15 protein-coding genes and 3 pseudogenes are annotated in these 17,727 nt (G+C 43.3%); 9 read left to right on the top strand and 9 right to left on the bottom strand.

Annotation, left to right across the window (positions count from 1 at the left end; genetic code table 11):
* A pseudogene (locus K2Q13_RS12970) lies at positions 1 to 163 on the top strand (IS30 family transposase); the annotation flags it as partial.
* Positions 164 to 1,030: 867 nt separating this feature from the next.
* Complete coding sequence (locus K2Q13_RS12975; RefSeq protein ID WP_292921661.1) at positions 1,031 to 2,203, top strand: DNA-binding response regulator; 1,173 nt, start codon at positions 1,031 to 1,033, stop codon at positions 2,201 to 2,203.
* Between the two features lie 3 nt (positions 2,204 to 2,206).
* Here the strand turns inward: K2Q13_RS12975 and K2Q13_RS12980 are convergent.
* A pseudogene (locus K2Q13_RS12980) lies at positions 2,207 to 2,926 on the bottom strand (DDE-type integrase/transposase/recombinase); the annotation flags it as partial.
* A gap of 73 nt (positions 2,927 to 2,999) precedes the next feature.
* On the opposite strand from K2Q13_RS12980, the pseudogene K2Q13_RS12985 reads away from it, so the two are divergent.
* Positions 3,000 to 3,324: pseudogene (locus K2Q13_RS12985) on the top strand (IS3 family transposase); the annotation flags it as partial.
* 325 nt (positions 3,325 to 3,649) lie between these two features.
* On the opposite strand, the gene K2Q13_RS12990 reads toward K2Q13_RS12985, so the two are convergent.
* Together K2Q13_RS12990 and K2Q13_RS12995 are read right to left on the bottom strand one after the other, a co-directional pair.
* On the bottom strand, positions 3,650 to 3,946 hold the full coding sequence (locus tag K2Q13_RS12990) for a hypothetical protein (RefSeq protein WP_292921663.1): 297 nt from the start codon (positions 3,944 to 3,946) through the stop codon (positions 3,650 to 3,652).
* Positions 3,947 to 4,390: 444 nt separating this feature from the next.
* On the bottom strand, positions 4,391 to 4,588 hold the full coding sequence (locus K2Q13_RS12995; protein ID WP_292921665.1) for a hypothetical protein: 198 nt from the start codon (positions 4,586 to 4,588) through the stop codon (positions 4,391 to 4,393).
* Positions 4,589 to 4,892: 304 nt separating this feature from the next.
* On the opposite strand from K2Q13_RS12995, the gene K2Q13_RS13000 reads away from it, so the two are divergent.
* Complete coding sequence (locus K2Q13_RS13000) at positions 4,893 to 5,510, top strand: PEP-CTERM sorting domain-containing protein (RefSeq protein WP_292921667.1); 618 nt, start codon at positions 4,893 to 4,895, stop codon at positions 5,508 to 5,510.
* Between the two features lie 140 nt (positions 5,511 to 5,650).
* Here the strand turns inward: K2Q13_RS13000 and K2Q13_RS13005 are convergent, their stop codons facing one another.
* Positions 5,651 to 6,709 (bottom strand): cytochrome-c peroxidase, encoded by a 1,059-nt coding sequence (locus K2Q13_RS13005; RefSeq protein WP_292921669.1) that lies wholly within the window; start codon positions 6,707 to 6,709, stop codon positions 5,651 to 5,653.
* A gap of 383 nt (positions 6,710 to 7,092) precedes the next feature.
* Here K2Q13_RS13005 and K2Q13_RS13010 point away from each other — a divergent pair, with 383 nt between their 5' ends.
* Positions 7,093 to 7,602 (top strand): DUF1269 domain-containing protein, encoded by a 510-nt coding sequence (locus K2Q13_RS13010; protein WP_292921671.1) that lies wholly within the window; start codon positions 7,093 to 7,095, stop codon positions 7,600 to 7,602.
* 195 nt (positions 7,603 to 7,797) lie between these two features.
* On the opposite strand, the gene K2Q13_RS13015 is transcribed toward K2Q13_RS13010, so the two are convergent.
* Entirely contained in the window at positions 7,798 to 8,424 is a 627-nt protein-coding gene (locus tag K2Q13_RS13015; RefSeq protein ID WP_292921673.1) for a cell wall hydrolase, read from the bottom strand.
* Between the two features lie 205 nt (positions 8,425 to 8,629).
* Here K2Q13_RS13015 and K2Q13_RS13020 point away from each other — a divergent pair, with 205 nt between their 5' ends.
* Both K2Q13_RS13020 and K2Q13_RS13025 read left to right on the top strand, forming a co-directional pair.
* A complete protein-coding gene (locus K2Q13_RS13020) occupies positions 8,630 to 9,517 on the top strand; it encodes a Stf0 family sulfotransferase (RefSeq protein WP_292921675.1) in 888 nt (295 codons plus the stop codon).
* A gap of 2 nt (positions 9,518 to 9,519) precedes the next feature.
* A complete protein-coding gene (locus K2Q13_RS13025) occupies positions 9,520 to 10,695 on the top strand; it encodes a M20 aminoacylase family protein (RefSeq protein WP_292921677.1) in 1,176 nt (391 codons plus the stop codon).
* Here the strand turns inward: K2Q13_RS13025 and K2Q13_RS13030 are convergent.
* The 4 genes from K2Q13_RS13030 to mfd form a co-directional block, all read right to left on the bottom strand.
* Positions 10,692 to 10,994 (bottom strand): type II toxin-antitoxin system RelE/ParE family toxin, encoded by a 303-nt coding sequence (locus K2Q13_RS13030; RefSeq protein WP_292921678.1) that lies wholly within the window; start codon positions 10,992 to 10,994, stop codon positions 10,692 to 10,694. The genes K2Q13_RS13025 and K2Q13_RS13030 overlap by 4 nt on opposite strands.
* Positions 10,979 to 11,212: an addiction module protein gene (locus tag K2Q13_RS13035; RefSeq protein WP_292921679.1), complete on the bottom strand. Its 234-nt coding sequence runs from the start codon at positions 11,210 to 11,212 to the stop codon at positions 10,979 to 10,981. Before K2Q13_RS13035 ends, K2Q13_RS13030 begins: the two co-directional genes overlap by 16 nt.
* A gap of 80 nt (positions 11,213 to 11,292) precedes the next feature.
* Positions 11,293 to 11,961: a hypothetical protein gene (locus tag K2Q13_RS13040; protein ID WP_292921681.1), complete on the bottom strand. Its 669-nt coding sequence runs from the start codon at positions 11,959 to 11,961 to the stop codon at positions 11,293 to 11,295.
* A gap of 176 nt (positions 11,962 to 12,137) precedes the next feature.
* Complete coding sequence (gene mfd / locus K2Q13_RS13045; protein ID WP_292921683.1) at positions 12,138 to 15,593, bottom strand: transcription-repair coupling factor; 3,456 nt, start codon at positions 15,591 to 15,593, stop codon at positions 12,138 to 12,140.
* 514 nt (positions 15,594 to 16,107) lie between these two features.
* On the opposite strand from mfd, the gene K2Q13_RS13050 reads away from it, so the two are divergent.
* Together K2Q13_RS13050 and K2Q13_RS13055 are read left to right on the top strand one after the other, a co-directional pair.
* Entirely contained in the window at positions 16,108 to 16,941 is an 834-nt protein-coding gene (locus tag K2Q13_RS13050; protein ID WP_292921685.1) for a TRAP transporter TatT component family protein, read from the top strand.
* 261 nt (positions 16,942 to 17,202) lie between these two features.
* Positions 17,203 to 17,727: histidine phosphatase family protein (locus K2Q13_RS13055; protein ID WP_292921687.1), on the top strand; the 525-nt coding region annotated here is incomplete at its 3' end.

Raw genomic sequence — 17,727 nt, forward strand, 5'->3', positions numbered from 1 at the left:
ATTTGCTGAGCATGCCAGAATTGCCAAAGAGCTAAATACAGCGATTTATTTTGCACATCCCTATGCTTCGTGGGAGCATGGTACGAATGAAAACCCGAATGGGTTGATTAGACAATATTTTCCAAAAGAAACTGACTTTAATCAGGTGACTGATGAACAGATTAAACAAGTTTAATACTTGAATTCGCCAGTTTTGAATGGAAATATAGATAAGAATAGAAGCAGCAACTCGCTGGGCTGACACGGCGATATTAAAAAATTTTATCAGGGATAGATAAGCATCCGAATGAATGTGTGACAACAATCTTTATTTTCTCAAAATTACATGAGTGGGTGAATGTGAGATCTGTTGTGTGGGTTTTGTCACATTGCAATCATATAGATTTTGTTAATATGAAGTGCAATCTGTAGGCTAAATAGAATTAGTCGGCAATTTTGTGATTTAACTAACCTAAAATGAGAATATACCGCTGGGTGATTTGTTAATGTGCCCCTGGAGTAAGGTAATGAATAATATTCTACGAGACTTTTGTAAAAGTGCACTTTGTGATTTGCAGCACACTGTATTAACTTCTGGATTCATAAAATAAAAATTTCCTGAATTAGGTGTTTACAAAGGTATTCACTTAATCGGATGCATAATCAATTTAAATTGGTATAAATTCTAATGATTGAAACTGAATAATCTCGAGATTATTTTGTATTTTAAAGGGACAAAATTTTTTATTTGTATGTGGCAAATTTCACTAATGATATTAAAAAATATTTAAAGTTATTACAAGATAATCCGCATATGTTTCTACTTTATTAGATAATGAAATATTGAGTCAATATGAGAGAAGAAATTGCTAATGATTATTTCTGATTGATAACATATTAAAGTATAGTATTTTATTGGTTTGCGGTTAATTAAATCATAATCTTAAGTAAAAGATATTTAATATTAATGTTTTAAGTATATGAAGTAAATGGTTCTTGAAACATACTAAAGAGAGATAAGTCAGAATAAACCTGTTTAAAGGTAGAGAAAATGGCCAACAAAGCAGAGCAAGCGCTAGCAAGGATTTCACATAAACGTATGAATGATCCCAACGTACTGATAGTTGTTGACAAATATGTTTCTGGTAAGACTTTAAAGAATATAGTTGAAGAATGGGGATACAATATCATCGGTATTTGTACTTCGAGTCAAGAAGTTTTAGTTAGAATCAGTAAAGATAAACCGGATCTTATTCTAACAGACATGGAATTAGCGAGTTGTGATGGAATAGATTTGCGACAGCATTTAATTTTGCAATCGGACAATTTGAATCTTTGCATATATTTTACGGCCTATGCTAGTAATTCGATTGTGCAACGTGCAACGATGGTTGCTTCCGCGATGGGTTGTAATATCAATAAATATAGTACAGAGAATAGATTGGCTGATTTTGAGTCTTGTTTTTGTCGGTATTTTGGAATTGATGCTGCTAATAGTATGTTTAATCAGTTTGCAGTACAGTCTATCAAAGTGCTGTTGGTTGATGATCAACAAATAGTGCTATGGGGATTGGAGAAATTAATAAATAGTAAGCAACCAAGAATGGAAGTTATTGGTACAGCATCAAATATTTCTGATGCCAAGCGACTTGTCATTGAAAAAAGACCTGATATTCTTATATTAAATACATTTTTGAATGATATTGATTGTGTAAATTATATTCCGGATTTTTCTAGTAATGGGAATACACGAGTGGTAATTTTCACCGATACACATGATAAAGAGGTAATAGATCGTGCAGTATTAAACGGTGCGCGAGGTATTGTGCATAGAAAAGAATCGATGCAAACGATGCTCAGAGCAATAGAAAAGATTCATGATGGTGAATTATGGCTTGATCGAATAACGACGGGCCGGATTTTGCTTCACAACTCACGCACACGAGGTAAATTTTCTCCCTATAATACTACTGGCACCGATAAGATTACGATGCTGACTCGCAAAGAATGTACGATTCTGAGGGCATTTTCAGACGGAACCGGTGGAGAGCAAAACAAGCAAATTGCTGCAAAATTATGCATGAGCGAACATACTTTGCGTAACCATCTAACTTCTATTTTTAGCAAGCTGGGAATTAAAAATAGATTTAGCTTATTTGCTTATGCTAAACAGCATTTTCAGCATGTTGAATCATCTGTAGATGGGTCGTTGAATGAGCATTAGGCGTTTTATTCTTTTGATGTAACGCTCAATGTGAGCATTTTGCTGGGGATTGCCGGGTTGAATGAATTCTAGCTGTATACCTTTCTTTTCCATTCAGGCAATTACTGCGCCACTGATGTATCCAGGACCGTTGCCACAGCGAAGCCGATTGTGGGGTGCCACGCCATTCGATCAAGCGGTCCAGCGTGCGTATAACACGCTCCGAGGGTAAGGAGAAATCCACTTCGATTCCTAATCCTTCACGGTTACAGTCGTCCAGTATATTCAGCAGCCGAAAACTGCGGCCATCCTCCAGTTGGTTATGCATAAAATCCATTGACCAAGTTTCATTGATCGTTAACGGTACCACCAGTGCTTCTGGCTTGTCACGTTTGAGCCGCTTTTTCGGTTTAATCCGCATATTCAGTTCCAGTTCCCGACAAATACGATAAACACGTTTGTGGTTCCAGGGATATCCTTTTACATTGCGCAGATACAGGAAGCATAAACCAAAGCCCCAGTTTCTCCGATTGTGTGTCAGCCGCGGCGCAAATCAGCGATGATACGATTATCATCGCTGAGCCTAGCTCGATAGCGGTAGCAGTTTTCACTGATACCATAGGTCTTACAGGCCAAACGGATACGGATCTTTCTTTGCTTAGCTGCCTGTTCGCCGGTCAGGCGCAGGTTCGCCTGATTGAGAATCGCCTTGATCTGGCTATCACTGAATCTCGATTTTTTCATTGCAGAACCTCCTGTTTATTCATTACAAGAAAATTCTACTTTCGATTTCAGTTATTTTGCGAGAGGATGACCAAAGCAGCAGTTACTGGAATCTGCAATCGATGTATTCGGAAGTAATTCAAGAACAAAGGCCGCCGAGCCTGATCTCAAGATACTCCACGCAAAAATTGGGCAATTCACGCTGGAGAATGATTTTCTAGAAGGCGCGCTCATCAAGGTGGGATTGCTGGGCGCAAAGCGATGATAGACCGAACCCACAGACTGTCGTTAGTGCACAAGTATGCCAGCTATTGGATGTGGCACGCTCAATTCGTACTACCGACCGGCTCTGTCATCAGCGGAAGAGCTTGAGCTGATGCGCCGGATAGACGAGTCATCCCTCTGCAGGTGCCAGAATGCTCAAGCGTGAAGGAAGTTCTAGTCGGTCGGCGTCGTTATCCACACTTGATGTTGGTGTGGTAGATGTGCCGAATCATTTTAAGCTTGATTTCTTTGCTATCTTTAAACGAGCGGGTACAATTCTTTTGAGTATGCCCTGCAGCCAAGTCCTACTTGACCTGTGAATTTCAGGTACAAAATGCAATTATTCGCGATAGCAGTAATAGGCGCTTATTGATTACTTCATAGAATAAAAAAACCGCCACTAAGGGCGGTTCCTCTATCTTCTGTTCTATAAGAAATTGAGATATTTTCTTATTCTTATTTTATTTTGTGTGCAAAATTTTAATGTCCAGGTTTGCTAGTACCACCATAAGGACGAGCATCAGCCCCTTCTTTTAAGCAATTGCCATTTCCATCAAGGCCATGTGGACATTCAATCGCCTCTCCACGCATGAGTTTCTCATAGTTTTCTTTTTCTTGTTCAGGTAATGCTTGACTAGGTCTGCCACCACATGCAGCCAATGTTAAAATCAATAAAGATGCAGCTATAAGAAGAGTATATTTCATTGTTTGATTTTCCTTATAAAAATTTCTTAAAGTAAGTCCTGCAGTATATAACGGATTTAGTAAATCATTCAAGTAAGTTTTGAGCTAACAATCTAATTAAGCTATGTTAGTTTCTAAGATTTTTTAGAAAAAATAACTATTAGAGCAGGCGTGTATCACGCAACAATGCTTCGATTATTTGTCGAACTCATACTTAGTTTTTGTTATTTATTTCATTTAGCCGAGCAGCGTACAGGAATTTCCTAACACTCTTTCAGAACCGCAAATTTTCAATTCTTTCGACTCGATGTTATGCACAAATTCTGGTGCATAAATAATTCAAGATGTTACCTGGTTGTCTAAATCCGAGCAATTTTCTCTGTTCACATGATGTGAACTACACTTGGCTTTCTTTCCAATCATGCTTATCGCATGCCGGGAACTCTTCACTGATGCTTAGCTAAGTGGGCCTGTCTGTGTATGCAATCACTACTTTCGGTGCTTTGATACCGTTGAGGTAGTGATTCGTCCATTACATTACTCTTGGTCTTTACTTGATTCTTCTTTATTCGTTTTTTGAGTGTCTGCTGCATCGAAAGTAGGCTCAGAATCTCTAGGAGCATACGCGGATGGAGGTGGTTTATCCATAGGATAACCGTCAAGACTTTTTTTACCTTCACATGCTGTTAGTGTTAATGCCGCAAATGCAATCGCCAATGGTGAAAATTTAATCATTTAATCCCCTATATTTTTCTGATTTGTTGTTTCCGTAGATAGCATAATCGAAGTTACATCATTATTCAAATTAGAATTATGTCATGTGCTGCACTTGGTTGATAAGTCCATTAATATTAATGCTATAACCAATAGTATTTGTTCTGAGTGTCAGTATGTAGGTTGGAAATTTCGATGAATTGTTAAGCCCTAGTTAGAGTATTCAGTTATATACAATCATCTTTTTTTGGGGAGCTAAAGCTTTTGCACAACTACTCGTTGTTAAGAAGCAGGTTATATTTTTCTTCTTTGACAGGTGATTGTAATGAAAAGATTTTATAAGTACGTAATAGGTGCCTTTCTCGTAACCCCGATGCTCGCTTCAGCAGCTGTAGAACTTGTGACAAATGGTAGCTTCGAAACGGATTTTCAGCCCAATGGAACATGGAATATCTATAAAAACTTGACCGGATGGAACGGGGCTCCTAACGTCGAGTTGCGCAATAACGTTGCTGGAACTGCTTTTGAAGGTTTGAATTTCATCGAGCTGGATACTTATTCCAATAGTTCGATATCGCAGGTGTTGATTGGAACGCCTGGACTATACCAGCTCAGTTTTTGGTATTCAGCTCGTCCCGGTACTGGCAATACCAATGATTTGTCATTCACGCTGGATGGTTCAACTCCTGTAACGGTATTAAGTGGTGTTAGCGGGAGCAGTCATCATAACTGGCAAAATTATTCAACAATATTCAATTTTGATGGCAATGGCTTGCTTAAATTCAGTGCCATTGGAAGGAGTGATAGCTATGGCGGTTCATTGGATATGATTTCATTTACCAGTGTTGTGCCTGAACCGGAAATTTATGCAATGATCCTGATTGGCTTAGGCTTATTGGGTTTTATGGCACGTTACAGAAAAAATATTGAACTTAATAGATAATTGGTATGCAGTTCCGTTTCTAAAAGAAAGGGAGCCGTGGCTCCCTTTTAGTTTATCTATTTGCGCCAATCGAATAATCAAGTGGATTAAATTAGTGATTCTTTAACTCTCATTTTATCTGGGGCATTAACTATTCAAGCTTATTTTTTGTCTTTACCGGTTAAGGATTCCAAGAAAGCTTTGACGTCACCAACAAATCCTGGTCCAACCTTTTGTCCAAGTTGATGTTCTGCCATTTCTTCGATTGCTTCTTCCAGCGTTGCAACTGAACCATCGTGAAAATAAGGACCGGTCTTGGCAATATTCCGTAGGCTGGGTACTTTAAATACCTTTTTATCGGTTTCAAGTCCGGTTATTTCAAATCTTCCTAAATCTTTAGTTTCATAGGGTACGACAAGACCGATTTTCTTATATGAGTTTCCACCAATTGCTACACCGTTATGACAATTTGCACATCCCATAGTGATGAATTTCTGCAAACCTCTTTTCTCAGTGTCGTTTAATGCATTTTCATCACCTTTGAGGAAATCATCAAAGCGTGATGGTGTTAAAAGCGTGCGCTCGAATGCGCCAATTGCCTTGCCGATATTTACATACAGAATCGGATCTTTTTCGTCTTTAAAGGCTTCTGCAAACATAGTCTTGTATTCGTCAATTTTTTTCAATTTGTCGACCACATCAACATCTTTTGGCATGCCCATTTCGATCGGGTTCAGAATTGGACCGAGCGCTTGTTCTTCAACGTCTTTAGCACGTCCATCCCAGAATTGGGCAATATGAAGTGCGGCGTTAAACGTGGTTGGAGAATTTCTACCGCCGCGTTTTCCCTCATGACCTGGCGATGTGGGTTGACTATCAACACCAAAGTTATCCAGCTGATGGCAGGAATTGCAGGAGATCGTGTCATTTGCTGAGAGCCGTGGGTCTAAATAAAGCTTCTTGCCCAGCGCAATTAATGTGGCATTCTTTTTTTCGTCGATAATTGATGCGGGTAGCGGTTCGAAAAAGTGTTTTAGTATGGTTTTATCAAGTTTGTGATGGCCGCCATGCATCATTCCGCCCATTCCGTGATGACCATCACCGTGCATTTCATCATGATGGCCTCCTCCCTTTTGCATATTTCCTTGATGATCATGTCCACTTTGGGCATAACTATAGGAACTTAGCATCAATGCCAGAAATAAGAATACTCTTTTCATATAACCTCCAAAAATTAAACATTAGCACCCTAATCAACATTAATGAATAAGCAACAACGCTTATTGCTGGAAAATTGTTAAAAAGATGTTGTTGCAGCACACTTTATATCAATTTCCAAATGATGGTTGATGGCTTTATTCTATACTTAAATTGGCTATTTGTAAGAATTTATCGGCTCATTGTTAGTAATAAGCTTGGAAAAAATCAATATGCACATATATTAAAAATGTATAGTTAAATAAAGCCTGATGCAATTAAATCAGAACTAGAAGAGAGGGCAATACAAACTATACTGGTTTTAACTGAAAGGAATTCTTTAAATCCGAAAAGAAGAGCATTTCTGCACTTTCTTTTTAAATTTATAATCTCTGAGGAGGGAATTATGCGACGTATATACTTTCTAGTTCCAGATATAGATACTACCAAAAAAATTGTCGAGGATTTACTTCTGGAAAAAATTGATGAGAAGCATATCCATGTGCTTGCTAAACGTGGCACACCACTTGAGGATTTGCCGGAAGCTAATCTATTGCAAAAAACTGATTTTATTCCTGCCGTAGAGCAAGGGGTCGCAGTAGGTGGTGCAACAGGTTTACTTGCTGGGCTGGTTGCAGTTGCATTGCCACCAGCATCAACGGTTATCGCTGGAGGTGTTTTATTGGCGACCACGCTGGTGGGTGCAGGAGTGGGTTCATGGGTTGGCGGTATGGTTGGCATGAGTGTTGGCAATCGACAAACCAAGGAATTTGAGGATGAGATTGAGGCTGGTAAATTACTGGTTCTGGTTGATGTGCCTACTGACCGAGTGAATGAAGTTGAAGATCGAGTTAAACAACATTTGCCGCAGGTCGAAGTCGAACAAACCGAACCGAGGGTGCCTTCGTTTCCTTAGTTATGTTTTTAGCTTGGTGCTGGCTCTCGATTCCTTATTGAGAGCCAGCATTGTGCTTGCAAAGTATATATAGATTTTGCTAAATCAATTGCGCGCATTAGGTGCGTAATTCGCAGGAATTATCAGCTTGCGTTGTTCAGAGTAGAAATGTGCTGCAGCGTGTGGCAGGGTTCTTGAATAATCAACTGACTGCTCCTACTTGGCCTTGCCATCGGCCGGTTTATAGAAGATATGCTCGCCGATCTTGGCGGTTCTAATATATTCGCTAGACCAATCCGGAGTCACTTTTCGGTTATGAAAGTACATGGCGCCATCTGTCGGATCCTGGAGTTGCTGGTTGAGAGCTATACGGGCAATTTCCTTCGCACGTGAATAAGACTCTTCTTCCTGTGCATCATCCAAGCGACAATCGCACCACCACGAAAACTGGCAGGAACCCTGTTCTTGACCTTGTTTCACGATTTCACAGATAGTGCTGGGAAAGCCTTCATGACCCAGCCGGTTCATAACTACACTGGCGATGGCCTCCATCTCTGCATCATTGGTGCGATTCGCTTCCCAATAGATACTGCGTGCTAAGCAGGTTATTACATCTTCCAAAGGTTCTTCGCCGCTGGGGTCGACCGCTCGCGCTTGGTGCTTAGTAATGGTTTCAGCCGGCTTGGGCGGTGTTTCGCTATCATTGTCAGATACCTTCTTTTCAAGCATTTCTGCTTTTTCCTTGGCAATGGAGGCTGCCTTTGGTGGAGTTTGTTCAGTGGCGTTAACTAAATTAACAAGAAGAAATGACATAAGCAAAAATAGAGTCCATATTTGCGGCATAGTAAAGCTTCCTATTTTCGTTAAATTTTCCCAGCAGATCTGATATTAAGACTATAGCCCATAACTCTTGTATTCCACGAATATTTCTTTGTAAGTGCTTTTCTTCAATAACTTGTCAATTTTCTGGCAATTGGATCGTTTAGAGCCGACCATCAGCGGCCTAGCTTGGCAATGCTGATGGTGCTGTGCTATAAGTCGAAGCAAGATGCTATCATTTTTACAATCCCTTTATTATTTTATTCGTCCAGGAGAGCGGCCATTTCCGATCGAATATATCGCTCAACATCATGAAATCGAAACTTTAAGGTATTTTAGTCAAGCTGATAAACTTCTTTTTAGAGATTTATCAATCAAGATTAATACACAAAAACAGGTAATACTCTGTTTTACAAACCGTTGTGGTTCCAATTGGTTGGCTGAATTGCTCTATGCCACAGGATTAATGGGATTGGCCGATGAATTTTTCAATGAAGAGCGGGTTCTAGAAGACTGCACTGTATGCAAATTAAATTCTTTTGATGACTTTATACGTAACTTGCCTAATAACCACAGTACGTCAAACGAAGTGTTTGCTACCAAACTTTCTTGGGATCAGTTGTATTTTTTGTCCCGTATAAAAGTGATTTCCAAGATAATCTGCAAGCCTCAATTCATTTATATCGTACGAAGAGATATTGCCGCGCAAGCGCTTTCATTTCTGGTGGCAATACAAACAGGGCAATGGAAAAGTAACTGGAATAGTGGTGTCAATGGAAAAGCAGAGCTTGCGAGTATCAGCAACGAACAAATCATAGAGGTGATTTCTGAGATTCAGTTTGCGCAGTCACAATTTGAACTTTATTTTGATAAGCTTAAATTGAGTCCTTGTCGAATCTATTATGAAGATTTGCAAACAAATCCTGAATTTATTATTTCAGAAATACTACATTTCCTGGAAATCTCCACTTCCAAGCGATGGGAAATTAATCCCGCCAAGCTGCAGCTAGAAAAACAACATGATAAGCAATCAGAGAAGCGACTTACTCAATTTCATCGTGAAACTGATGATCGGTATGACTCTTCGCGCATAACTGCGACTGTCGGCATAAATTAACTATGCACATTGATCCGGCAATTCTAGCGTTACAAGCCGACATGCGCCGCTGGCGCAGGCAGATACACCAATATCCAGAAACCGCATTTGAAGAAACTGCAACGGCCCGGTTAATTGCCGAGCAACTGCAGCAAGCTGGTATCAAAGTGCATCAGGGTTTAGCTAAAACCGGCATTGTCGGAGTTCTACGCCGTGGCAACAGTAGCGACAGCATCGCACTGCGCGCTGATATGGATGCGCTCTTTATCCAAGAGCAAAACAGGTTTGAACATGCATCCCGCCATAACGGGAAAATGCATGCCTGCGGTCATGATGGGCATAGCGCCATGTTACTCGGTGCAGCGCATTATCTTGCCAGCCACGGTCGTTTTGACGGGATAGTGTATTTTATTTTTCAGCCGGCGGAAGAATGCCGGGCCGGCGCCCATCAAATGATCAACGAAGGCTTGTTCGAGCAATTCCCTGCGCAACGGATTTTCGGCATGCATAATTTTCCGGATATTCCCGTTGGTCATTTCGCAGTTAGATCCGGACCCATGATGGCCTCGTTTGACTGCTTTGAAATTAATCTGAAGGGGCAAGCGACTCATGCCGCAATGCCGCATTTGGGTGACGATGTGCTGGTTGCTGCGGCGCATTTGATCATTCAATTACAAACCATCGTCAGCCGTCAGATCGATCCGGCCGATGCCGCTGTGATCAGCGTCACGCAAATTCATGGCGGCAATACCTGGAATGCACTGCCAGATTCTGTTGTAGTGCGCGGAACGTTTCGTTGCTTTAAAAGTTCCGTGCGTGTGCAATTGGAACAAAGCATCATCCATCTTGCCCAGAGCGTCGCGCAAGGTTTCAGGATCCACGCCGACATTTACTTTAACCCTGAAAACCCCGGCTACCCGGTCACCGTCAACAGTCCGGATGAAACCGCCAGCGCGATCCGCGCCGCCGCTGCGGTCGCAGGCGAACATTGCGTCAATACCGCGCCAATTCCCAGCATGGGCGCCGAGGACTTTGCGTTTATGCTGGAACGAAAACCAGGCTGCTATATCTGGATTGGCAACGGTAGCTCGGAAGGCAGTTGTTTGCTGCATAATCCAAACTACGATTTTAATGATGAGACCTTACCCGTTGGCGCTGCCTATTGGGTTAAATTGGTGGAGAATGAGTTGCCAGGTTAATCTTTACTTGCCTTCGGCCATTGATTGGGATTACGAACCTCGTGTAAAACAGCTAACACATATACCAAGTCCTGGCGCACGACATAAAACAAACCATAAGGAAAACGAGGAAGGAGTGCGCGATGCACTTTGGGGATAACTTCTGCATAAAGCATCGGCGCTTGTTCGAGGCGTTTTAGCTGTAACTCGATAGCAGCAATAAATTCATCGCCTAACCCAGGGTTTTGCGTTTCATACCACGTGCGGGCTGCTCCGATTTCCCGCAACGCTCGTGCGGAAAATTTTATACGGAATGCCATGAACCATCATTTAGATGTGATTTGACTTGTTCCCATGAGAATCCGGCTTCCGGATTTTTCTCAAATTCTGCCAATCGTGCTTCTAGCTCGGTTCTCAGTTCCGGTGATATTTCGACAGCTTCCGGTACGGCTGCGACACTATCCCAAATGAGTTCAACGAGACGAATTCGTTCCTGCACAGGTAACTGAAGAATGTCCGAAATGGAAATATTTTTCATAATAAGTACATTGTGTCCTACTGGGTTGTGATAAGTATATGAAGTTTAACAATTAATAATATAGCATGTTGTTAGGGTTCCTATCGAGATTTCAATCCATCATGGTAATTTCCTGGGGAATATCTTCGAATTGGCGGTACTTGCCTCGAAAGCCGACAATAGACCCGGCTAGTGGTGTTTTCATAAACTTGAGCGTGCACCATACGACATCGAATACCTTCTGCACGATCGAATCGATCGACCGCAGTGGGATCAACATTAAGCTTCAAGTTAACAGTTCTGCGAGCAGGGGTATCGACTATGTGCTCGTAGTGCTTATTTGTGTTAAAGCCTAATCCCGGAGGAGTAGCAAGAGTCAGAGATCCGCTGTCTGCAAAATTTGTAACGTCAAGATGCCAGATGTGATTGTGTGAAAGCACATTCCTAACGAGAAACACTTCAAATAATTCTTTTTCGGTGGGAAGAGCAGGAAAATACTTAGTGAGAAGTTCCGGTGTACTAAGATTTCCGCCGATTGATTCCGACCTTCGTACAAAGCGAAGCCTTGAGGTATACGACTCGAGCATTGCGACAAGCAGAATAATGAGAGCAGCCGAATAACCGTTCTCGCGCATGTTTGTGCCGGCGGGGTTCGCCGCGGGCGGAGGCCGTTTCAGAAGTTTGTCTAGTAGATCTGCAATCGGTTGTTGATACGCTGAGCCTACAACAGTAATGACATCTGAAATCCGAGATACATCATGACTGCTCATATACTTTGAATCCAATTAGATATCTGAAATGATGCAATATAATACAACAGTAATTAATTTATTTTTGAATCATTGTCTTATCTCCTTCTGTTCTGTATACGCGTGTCAATTCAATTTTTCAATACAACACTGTGCGTTTTGCAGGCGCAATTTAAAAGAAAACTATCCTCGACTATTTATCCTAACTTCTGTATCAACTCCTTAATCCGCACGACACGTTGGTTAACATCCGCAATCTGCACTTGAACTTTCAATCGATCAGGGCCGGATAGCGAATATTCACGGCTGCTTTGGATCAGTTTAATAATTTCCGCCGGATTGATTGGGGGATTCGGGATGAACTGAATTTGAATGCTTTCTGCACTCGCATCAATACGAGTGATTCCAAGTGGCTTGGCGGCGATGCGTAGGTGGTGACAGTCGAGTAATGCGCGTGCCGGACTGGGCAACAGTCCGAAGCGGTCGATCAGTTCGCGATGCATGTCATCCAATTGTTCGTTGTCGGCGCAGTTGGCCATGCGTTTGTACAGCACCAGACGTTCGTGAATGTCGTGACAGTAGTCGTCCGGTAACAGTGCGGGCACGTGCAGATTGATTTCGGTCGCCACGCCTAGGGGATGCTGCATGTCGGGCTCTTTGCCTTGCTTTAAGGATTGGATCGCAGTATCCAGCATAGTGCTGTAAAGGCTGAAGCCGATTTCCTGCATTTCGCCGCTTTGTGATTCGCTTAATACCGCACCGGCGCCACGGATTTCCAGATCGTGCATTGCCAGATAAAATCCGGAGCCTAATTCTTCCATTGCTTGAATTGCTTCCAGGCGCTTTTTGGCTTGCGTGCCAAGCGCTTCTTCCGGTGGCGTCAGCAAGTAAGCATAGGCCTGATGGTGAGAACGTCCGACACGGCCGCGCAATTGATGTAGTTGCGCCAGGCCGAATTTATGCGCATTGTTGATGACGATGGTATTGGCGCTCGGAATGTCGATACCGGTTTCAATAATGGTGGTGCACAGCAGGATATTGAAGCGCTGTTGATAGAAATCGCGCATCACATGTTCCAGTTCGCGTTCCGGCATTTGCCCGTGGGCGATATGGATGCGCGCTTCGGGCAGCAAACCGGAAAGCTTCTCATACATCAATTGGATGGTGCTGACCTCGTTGTGTAGAAAATAAATTTGCCCGCCACGTTTCAGTTCACGCAAGCACGCTTCGCGAATGATGCCCATCGAGAATCCGCTGACAAATGTGCGAATTGCTAAGCGGCGCTGCGGTGCAGTGGCGATGATGGAGAAATCGCGTAACCCTTCCAGCGACATCGCTAGGGTGCGTGGAATCGGCGTGGCAGTCAACGTTAGTACGTCAACTTCGGCACGCAATTTTTTTAGCTGCTCCTTTTGCCGCACGCCAAAGCGGTGCTCTTCGTCAATGATGACCAAGCCTAAATTCTTGAAACGCACATCTTTCTGAATCAGTTTGTGCGTACCAATGATAATGTCGATTTCGCCTTTGGCCAAACCGGCGATTGCTTGCGTTTGTTCCTTGGCGGAGCGAAAACGCGATAATTCGGCGATTTTGACTGGCCATTGATCGGCTATTAGGCCAAAGCGATCGGAGAAATTCTGGAAATGTTGTTCCGCCAGCAGCGTGGTGGGAACCAGGATTGCGACTTGCTTACCGTCGACGACAGCGACAAAGGCTGCGCGCAGCGCTACCTCGGTTTTGCCGAATCCGACATCGCCACATATCAATCGATCCATAGGTTTTCCGGATGTTAAATCTGTAATCACCGCTTTGATCGCTGCCGCTTGATCCGCGGTTTCCTCAAAACCAAATCCTTCCGCGAATGCGTCATAGTCGTGTTGTTTGAGTGTAAAGGTATGACCTTCACGCGCCGCACGCTGAGCGTATAAGTTTAGCAATTCTGCTGCGGTGTCGCGTACCTGCTGCATCGCTTTGCGCTTGGCTTTTTCCCACTGATTGCTACCTAATTTGTGTAGTGGTGCAGATTCGGGCGCTGCGCCGCTGTAGCGTCCAATCAAGTAAAGCTGTGAAACCGGTACGTACAGTTTGTCGCCGCCGTCGTATTCCAGCGCAAGAAATTCACTGAGCTCACCGGATTCGCCTTCGCCGACATCCATGCTGATCAAGCCGAGATAACGACCGATGCCATGCTGTTCGTGTACAACTGGATCGCCTGGTTTGATTTCCGACAAGTCGCGTAGAATGTTGTCGGTTGATGTGGTTTTGCGTGCTTCGCGTTCGCGCCGCCCATAGACATGGGTTGCATACAGCTCGGTTTCGGTGATAAAAGCCAGTTGCGAGGATTCGTGCATAAAACCGGTGTGTAGTGGTGCGACGCTCATCATAAAGGGCTGCGAGCTGCTCAAGAACTGTGCATAATTCTCACAGATTTTCGGATGCAGACCGTATTGATTCAGGTATTCAGTAATGAGCTCGCGTCGGCCCATGCTTTCCGCCAGCAGTAAAATGCGTCCACCTGATTGGGTGAATCGACTGGTAAAAGTCACTAGTTTTTCCAGTGGATTTTCTGCGTGACGATTAACCTGGACGGGGGGTAACGGAAACGTTGGTTTAGCTGCGGTGAGTTTGGTTTCTTGTGTACTGGAGAGAATCTCAACGCGCGCATAAAGTTTTATTTTGCCGAAAAAGCTGTCGCTGGATAAGAATAATTCTAGTGGTGGCAGCAGCGGTCGATCCATATCGCCACGCAACAATTGATAACGCGATTGGGTATCGCGCCAAAATTCATCAATGATCGGACGAACATCCTGGTGCAAGCAGAGCAACGTGTTTTCAGGCAGATAATCAAACAAGGTTGCTGTTTGTTCAAAAAATAGCGGCAGATAGTATTCAATGCCTGCAGGTGTCAAGCCTTTGCTGATGTCTTTGTAAATCTGCTTTTTTGACGGATCGCCCTCGAATTTCTCGCGAAAATTACCACGGAAGCAGGTGCGTCCGGCTTCATCCAGTGGAAATTCGCGTGCTGGCAGCAGGCGAATTTCCTTGACTGGATAGATGCTGCGTTGCGTATCAACATCGAATGTGCGGATGGTGTCAATTTCGTTGTCTATCAGGTCGATGCGGTAGGGCAACGGGCTGCCCATCGGGAACAAATCAATCAAACCACCGCGCACGCTGTATTCACCTGGTGAAAAAACCTGCGTGACATGCGAATATCCCGCCAATGTTAATTGACTGCGTAACCCCGCCATATCCAGCGTTTCACCTTGCTTGAGGAAAAAAGTATGCGCCGCCAGATATTCGCGCGGCAGCATGCGGTAGAGCGCGGTGGTCAGTGGCGCAATCAGCACATCGCATGCGCTGTTCATCACTTGATACAAGGTTGCCAACCGCTCTGAGACAAGATCATGATGGGGCGAGAAAACATCGTAAGGCAGTGTTTCCCAATCGGGTAGTAAATGCGTTCTTAATTCGGGAGCAAAGAACGGAATTTCTTCCAGTAATCTTTGCGCATCAAGCGCATTGGCGGTAATGACCGTGACGGGTTTGGCCTGTTGCGCTAATTGCGCAAGGAATAATGCATCGCTGGAACCGTCAAAATCAGCATATCGGGATACGGTGCCGGGTTTAGGTAATGAGTGTTGATGTTGCATTGTTTACATGCCCGCCTTGCAGCGCTGGAAAATGAAGACTTGAAAGATAGGTCGCGATCTAAATTTGTATATTATCCTAGAAAGCGTAGCAGAACGGAACGAAGTGTAAGTTTATTCGCTGCAATGCGAGACCAATTGGTACAAAATGTCATTTTGTTGCGATAAATTGCAACCTAACTAGGGATCCAAAAAATATGCAACTTGTTTTGTGGAAAATTCATCCGGTGAATGAGATAGTTAAACTTGGCGCAGATTGTTGGAATCATGGGTATTGATTAGCTGTCTCACTGGTTAACTGCGATTCGTAGGGTGAGATGTTAGCTATATTCATTTTTAGTTTCGCCTCAGGTTTTGCAATAGCAGATTGTTTAAAAAAGCATAAATTCCCTAGTTATTTATGATTTGAGTTTGCTCTGAATAGAGCTATGCTTATATTTAGTAAGCGTCCTGAAACAACGGATATTTTTACTTTCATCAGGTCGATCAAAAAAACCGTTTATAAAAAGGGTTTAACATGAGTAACTTCATAAAATCAAACTTAAAGCAATTGAAAAAAAAGTTAATCCTTTTTATATGCGGAGTGGTTGCGCTCATTTGTTTGACATCATCGGTGCTGGCGCATCGCAGTGCTTCCACCGTGTTAACTTTGGAAAATCAGCAGAAAATTGAACTGGCAGCGTGGAAGTATGCCATTGATACGCCGTTGTTGTTGGAGACCATAGACTGGTTTCGTGATTTGACGAGAAATTCCCGGGAATCGGCGGCTCTGGCAGAGCTTGCTCGTTTAAAATTTATGCGTGCTCAGCTCGAACTCGATAAACATCACCGTGTCCATTTGTTTGAACGCAGTATTGCCATGGCTGATCAGGCATTGGCACTGAATGCCAATGATGTGCGAGGGTTGTTCTGGAAGGCTGCTGCGATGGGGAAAATCGCTGAAGATAGCGGTATGCTCAATGCACTGAGGATGCTTCGGCCGATGGAAGATTTGCTTTTGAAAGTAGTCGAACTTGATGAAAGATACGAGAATGCCGGCGCTCATCGGGCACTAGGCCGTATGTATCACAAACTGCCACGGTTTCCAATCAGCTTTGGCAGTAACCAGAAAGCGCTCGCACATCTCAAGCGGGCGTACGGGCTGTTTCCTCAGGACATCATTACGCGCGCCTTTTATGCTGAATTATTGTATGAAATAGGTAGAAAGTATGAAGCGCGCAAACATGCTGATTTTGTTCTGACAACACCGATTGCGGAAGAGGATGCGCTGGAATTTACCGAATATGTCGATATTGCGCTGGAAGTAGTTAAGAAAACTGGTGGGGCGAATATTAAGGTGGGAAATTATTAGATGCGCGGTTGGAAAATTAGAAAACTACAAGTCGGCGAGGAATCATTTATCTTGCTGCTAGTATTAACAATTGACTGAAGATACTATTTATTCTTAACAAGTTGCACTTTCTCTCTTGATCCTGCTTGGCATCGACTGCCTTGAAGTTATCTTAATCATTGTGGCAAATTCAAAGCGATCGGATTTATTGTCCAATTTCACTTTTCCTGCAGAATAAATCAGCTAAACTACTGCATCTGATTTTTCCTCCCAGCATTCTTTATGACTGAAACTCTAATCGATTTGATCCGCCACGGTGAGCCTATCGGCGGGCGTCGTTATCGCGGTCATGGCGTGGATGATCCGTTGAGCGAGGAAGGATGGTTGCAAATGTGGCGTGCTGTTGGTAAGTATAATCAGTGGCAGCAAATTATTACTTCTCCGCTGCAACGCTGTCAGGCCTTTGCCTATGCTTTAGGGGAACGTTATGACATTAATGTCTCAGTTGAGCCGCGCTTCAAGGAAGTGGGATTTGGCGAATGGGAAGGATTGAGTCATGATGAGGTTAAAATTGGGCGAGCGTCTGAATATCAAGCTTTCTTGAAGAATCCGGTGGATGCTCGACCGCAAGGAGCCGAGCCTCTCGACGATTTTATTCAACGGGTTTATTCAGCCTATGAAGTCGCTATCGAACGTTATTTCGGTTGCCATATTCTGATCGTTGCGCATGCCGGTGTGATGCGCGCATTGATTGCAAAGACAATCCAGGCACCGATGACTGGTTTATATCGCATCAAAATCAGCAAT

This window comes from Nitrosomonas sp., assembly GCF_019752095.1.
Classification (GTDB): Bacteria; Pseudomonadota; Gammaproteobacteria; order Burkholderiales; family Nitrosomonadaceae; genus Nitrosomonas.

Bases quoted from the DNA above. Each gene is read 5' to 3' on its own strand.
- K2Q13_RS12975 (WP_292921661.1), top strand. From the start codon at position 1,031: ATGGCCAACAAAGCAGAGCAAGCGCTAGCAAGGATTTCACATAAACGT.
- K2Q13_RS13020 (WP_292921675.1), top strand. From the start codon at position 8,630: ATGCTATCATTTTTACAATCCCTTTATTATTTTATTCGTCCAGGAGAG.
- mfd (WP_292921683.1), bottom strand. From the start codon at position 15,593: ATGCAACATCAACACTCATTACCTAAACCCGGCACCGTATCCCGATAT.
- K2Q13_RS13040 (WP_292921681.1), bottom strand. From the start codon at position 11,961: ATGAGCAGTCATGATGTATCTCGGATTTCAGATGTCATTACTGTTGTA.
- K2Q13_RS13035 (WP_292921679.1), bottom strand. From the start codon at position 11,212: ATGAAAAATATTTCCATTTCGGACATTCTTCAGTTACCTGTGCAGGAA.
- K2Q13_RS13005 (WP_292921669.1), bottom strand. From the start codon at position 6,709: ATGAAAAGAGTATTCTTATTTCTGGCATTGATGCTAAGTTCCTATAGT.
- K2Q13_RS13050 (WP_292921685.1), top strand. From the start codon at position 16,108: ATGAGTAACTTCATAAAATCAAACTTAAAGCAATTGAAAAAAAAGTTA.
- K2Q13_RS12995 (WP_292921665.1), bottom strand. From the start codon at position 4,588: ATGATTAAATTTTCACCATTGGCGATTGCATTTGCGGCATTAACACTA.
- K2Q13_RS13030 (WP_292921678.1), bottom strand. From the start codon at position 10,994: ATGGCATTCCGTATAAAATTTTCCGCACGAGCGTTGCGGGAAATCGGA.
- K2Q13_RS13000 (WP_292921667.1), top strand. From the start codon at position 4,893: ATGAAAAGATTTTATAAGTACGTAATAGGTGCCTTTCTCGTAACCCCG.
- K2Q13_RS13015 (WP_292921673.1), bottom strand. From the start codon at position 8,424: ATGCCGCAAATATGGACTCTATTTTTGCTTATGTCATTTCTTCTTGTT.
- K2Q13_RS13010 (WP_292921671.1), top strand. From the start codon at position 7,093: ATGCGACGTATATACTTTCTAGTTCCAGATATAGATACTACCAAAAAA.
- K2Q13_RS13025 (WP_292921677.1), top strand. From the start codon at position 9,520: ATGCACATTGATCCGGCAATTCTAGCGTTACAAGCCGACATGCGCCGC.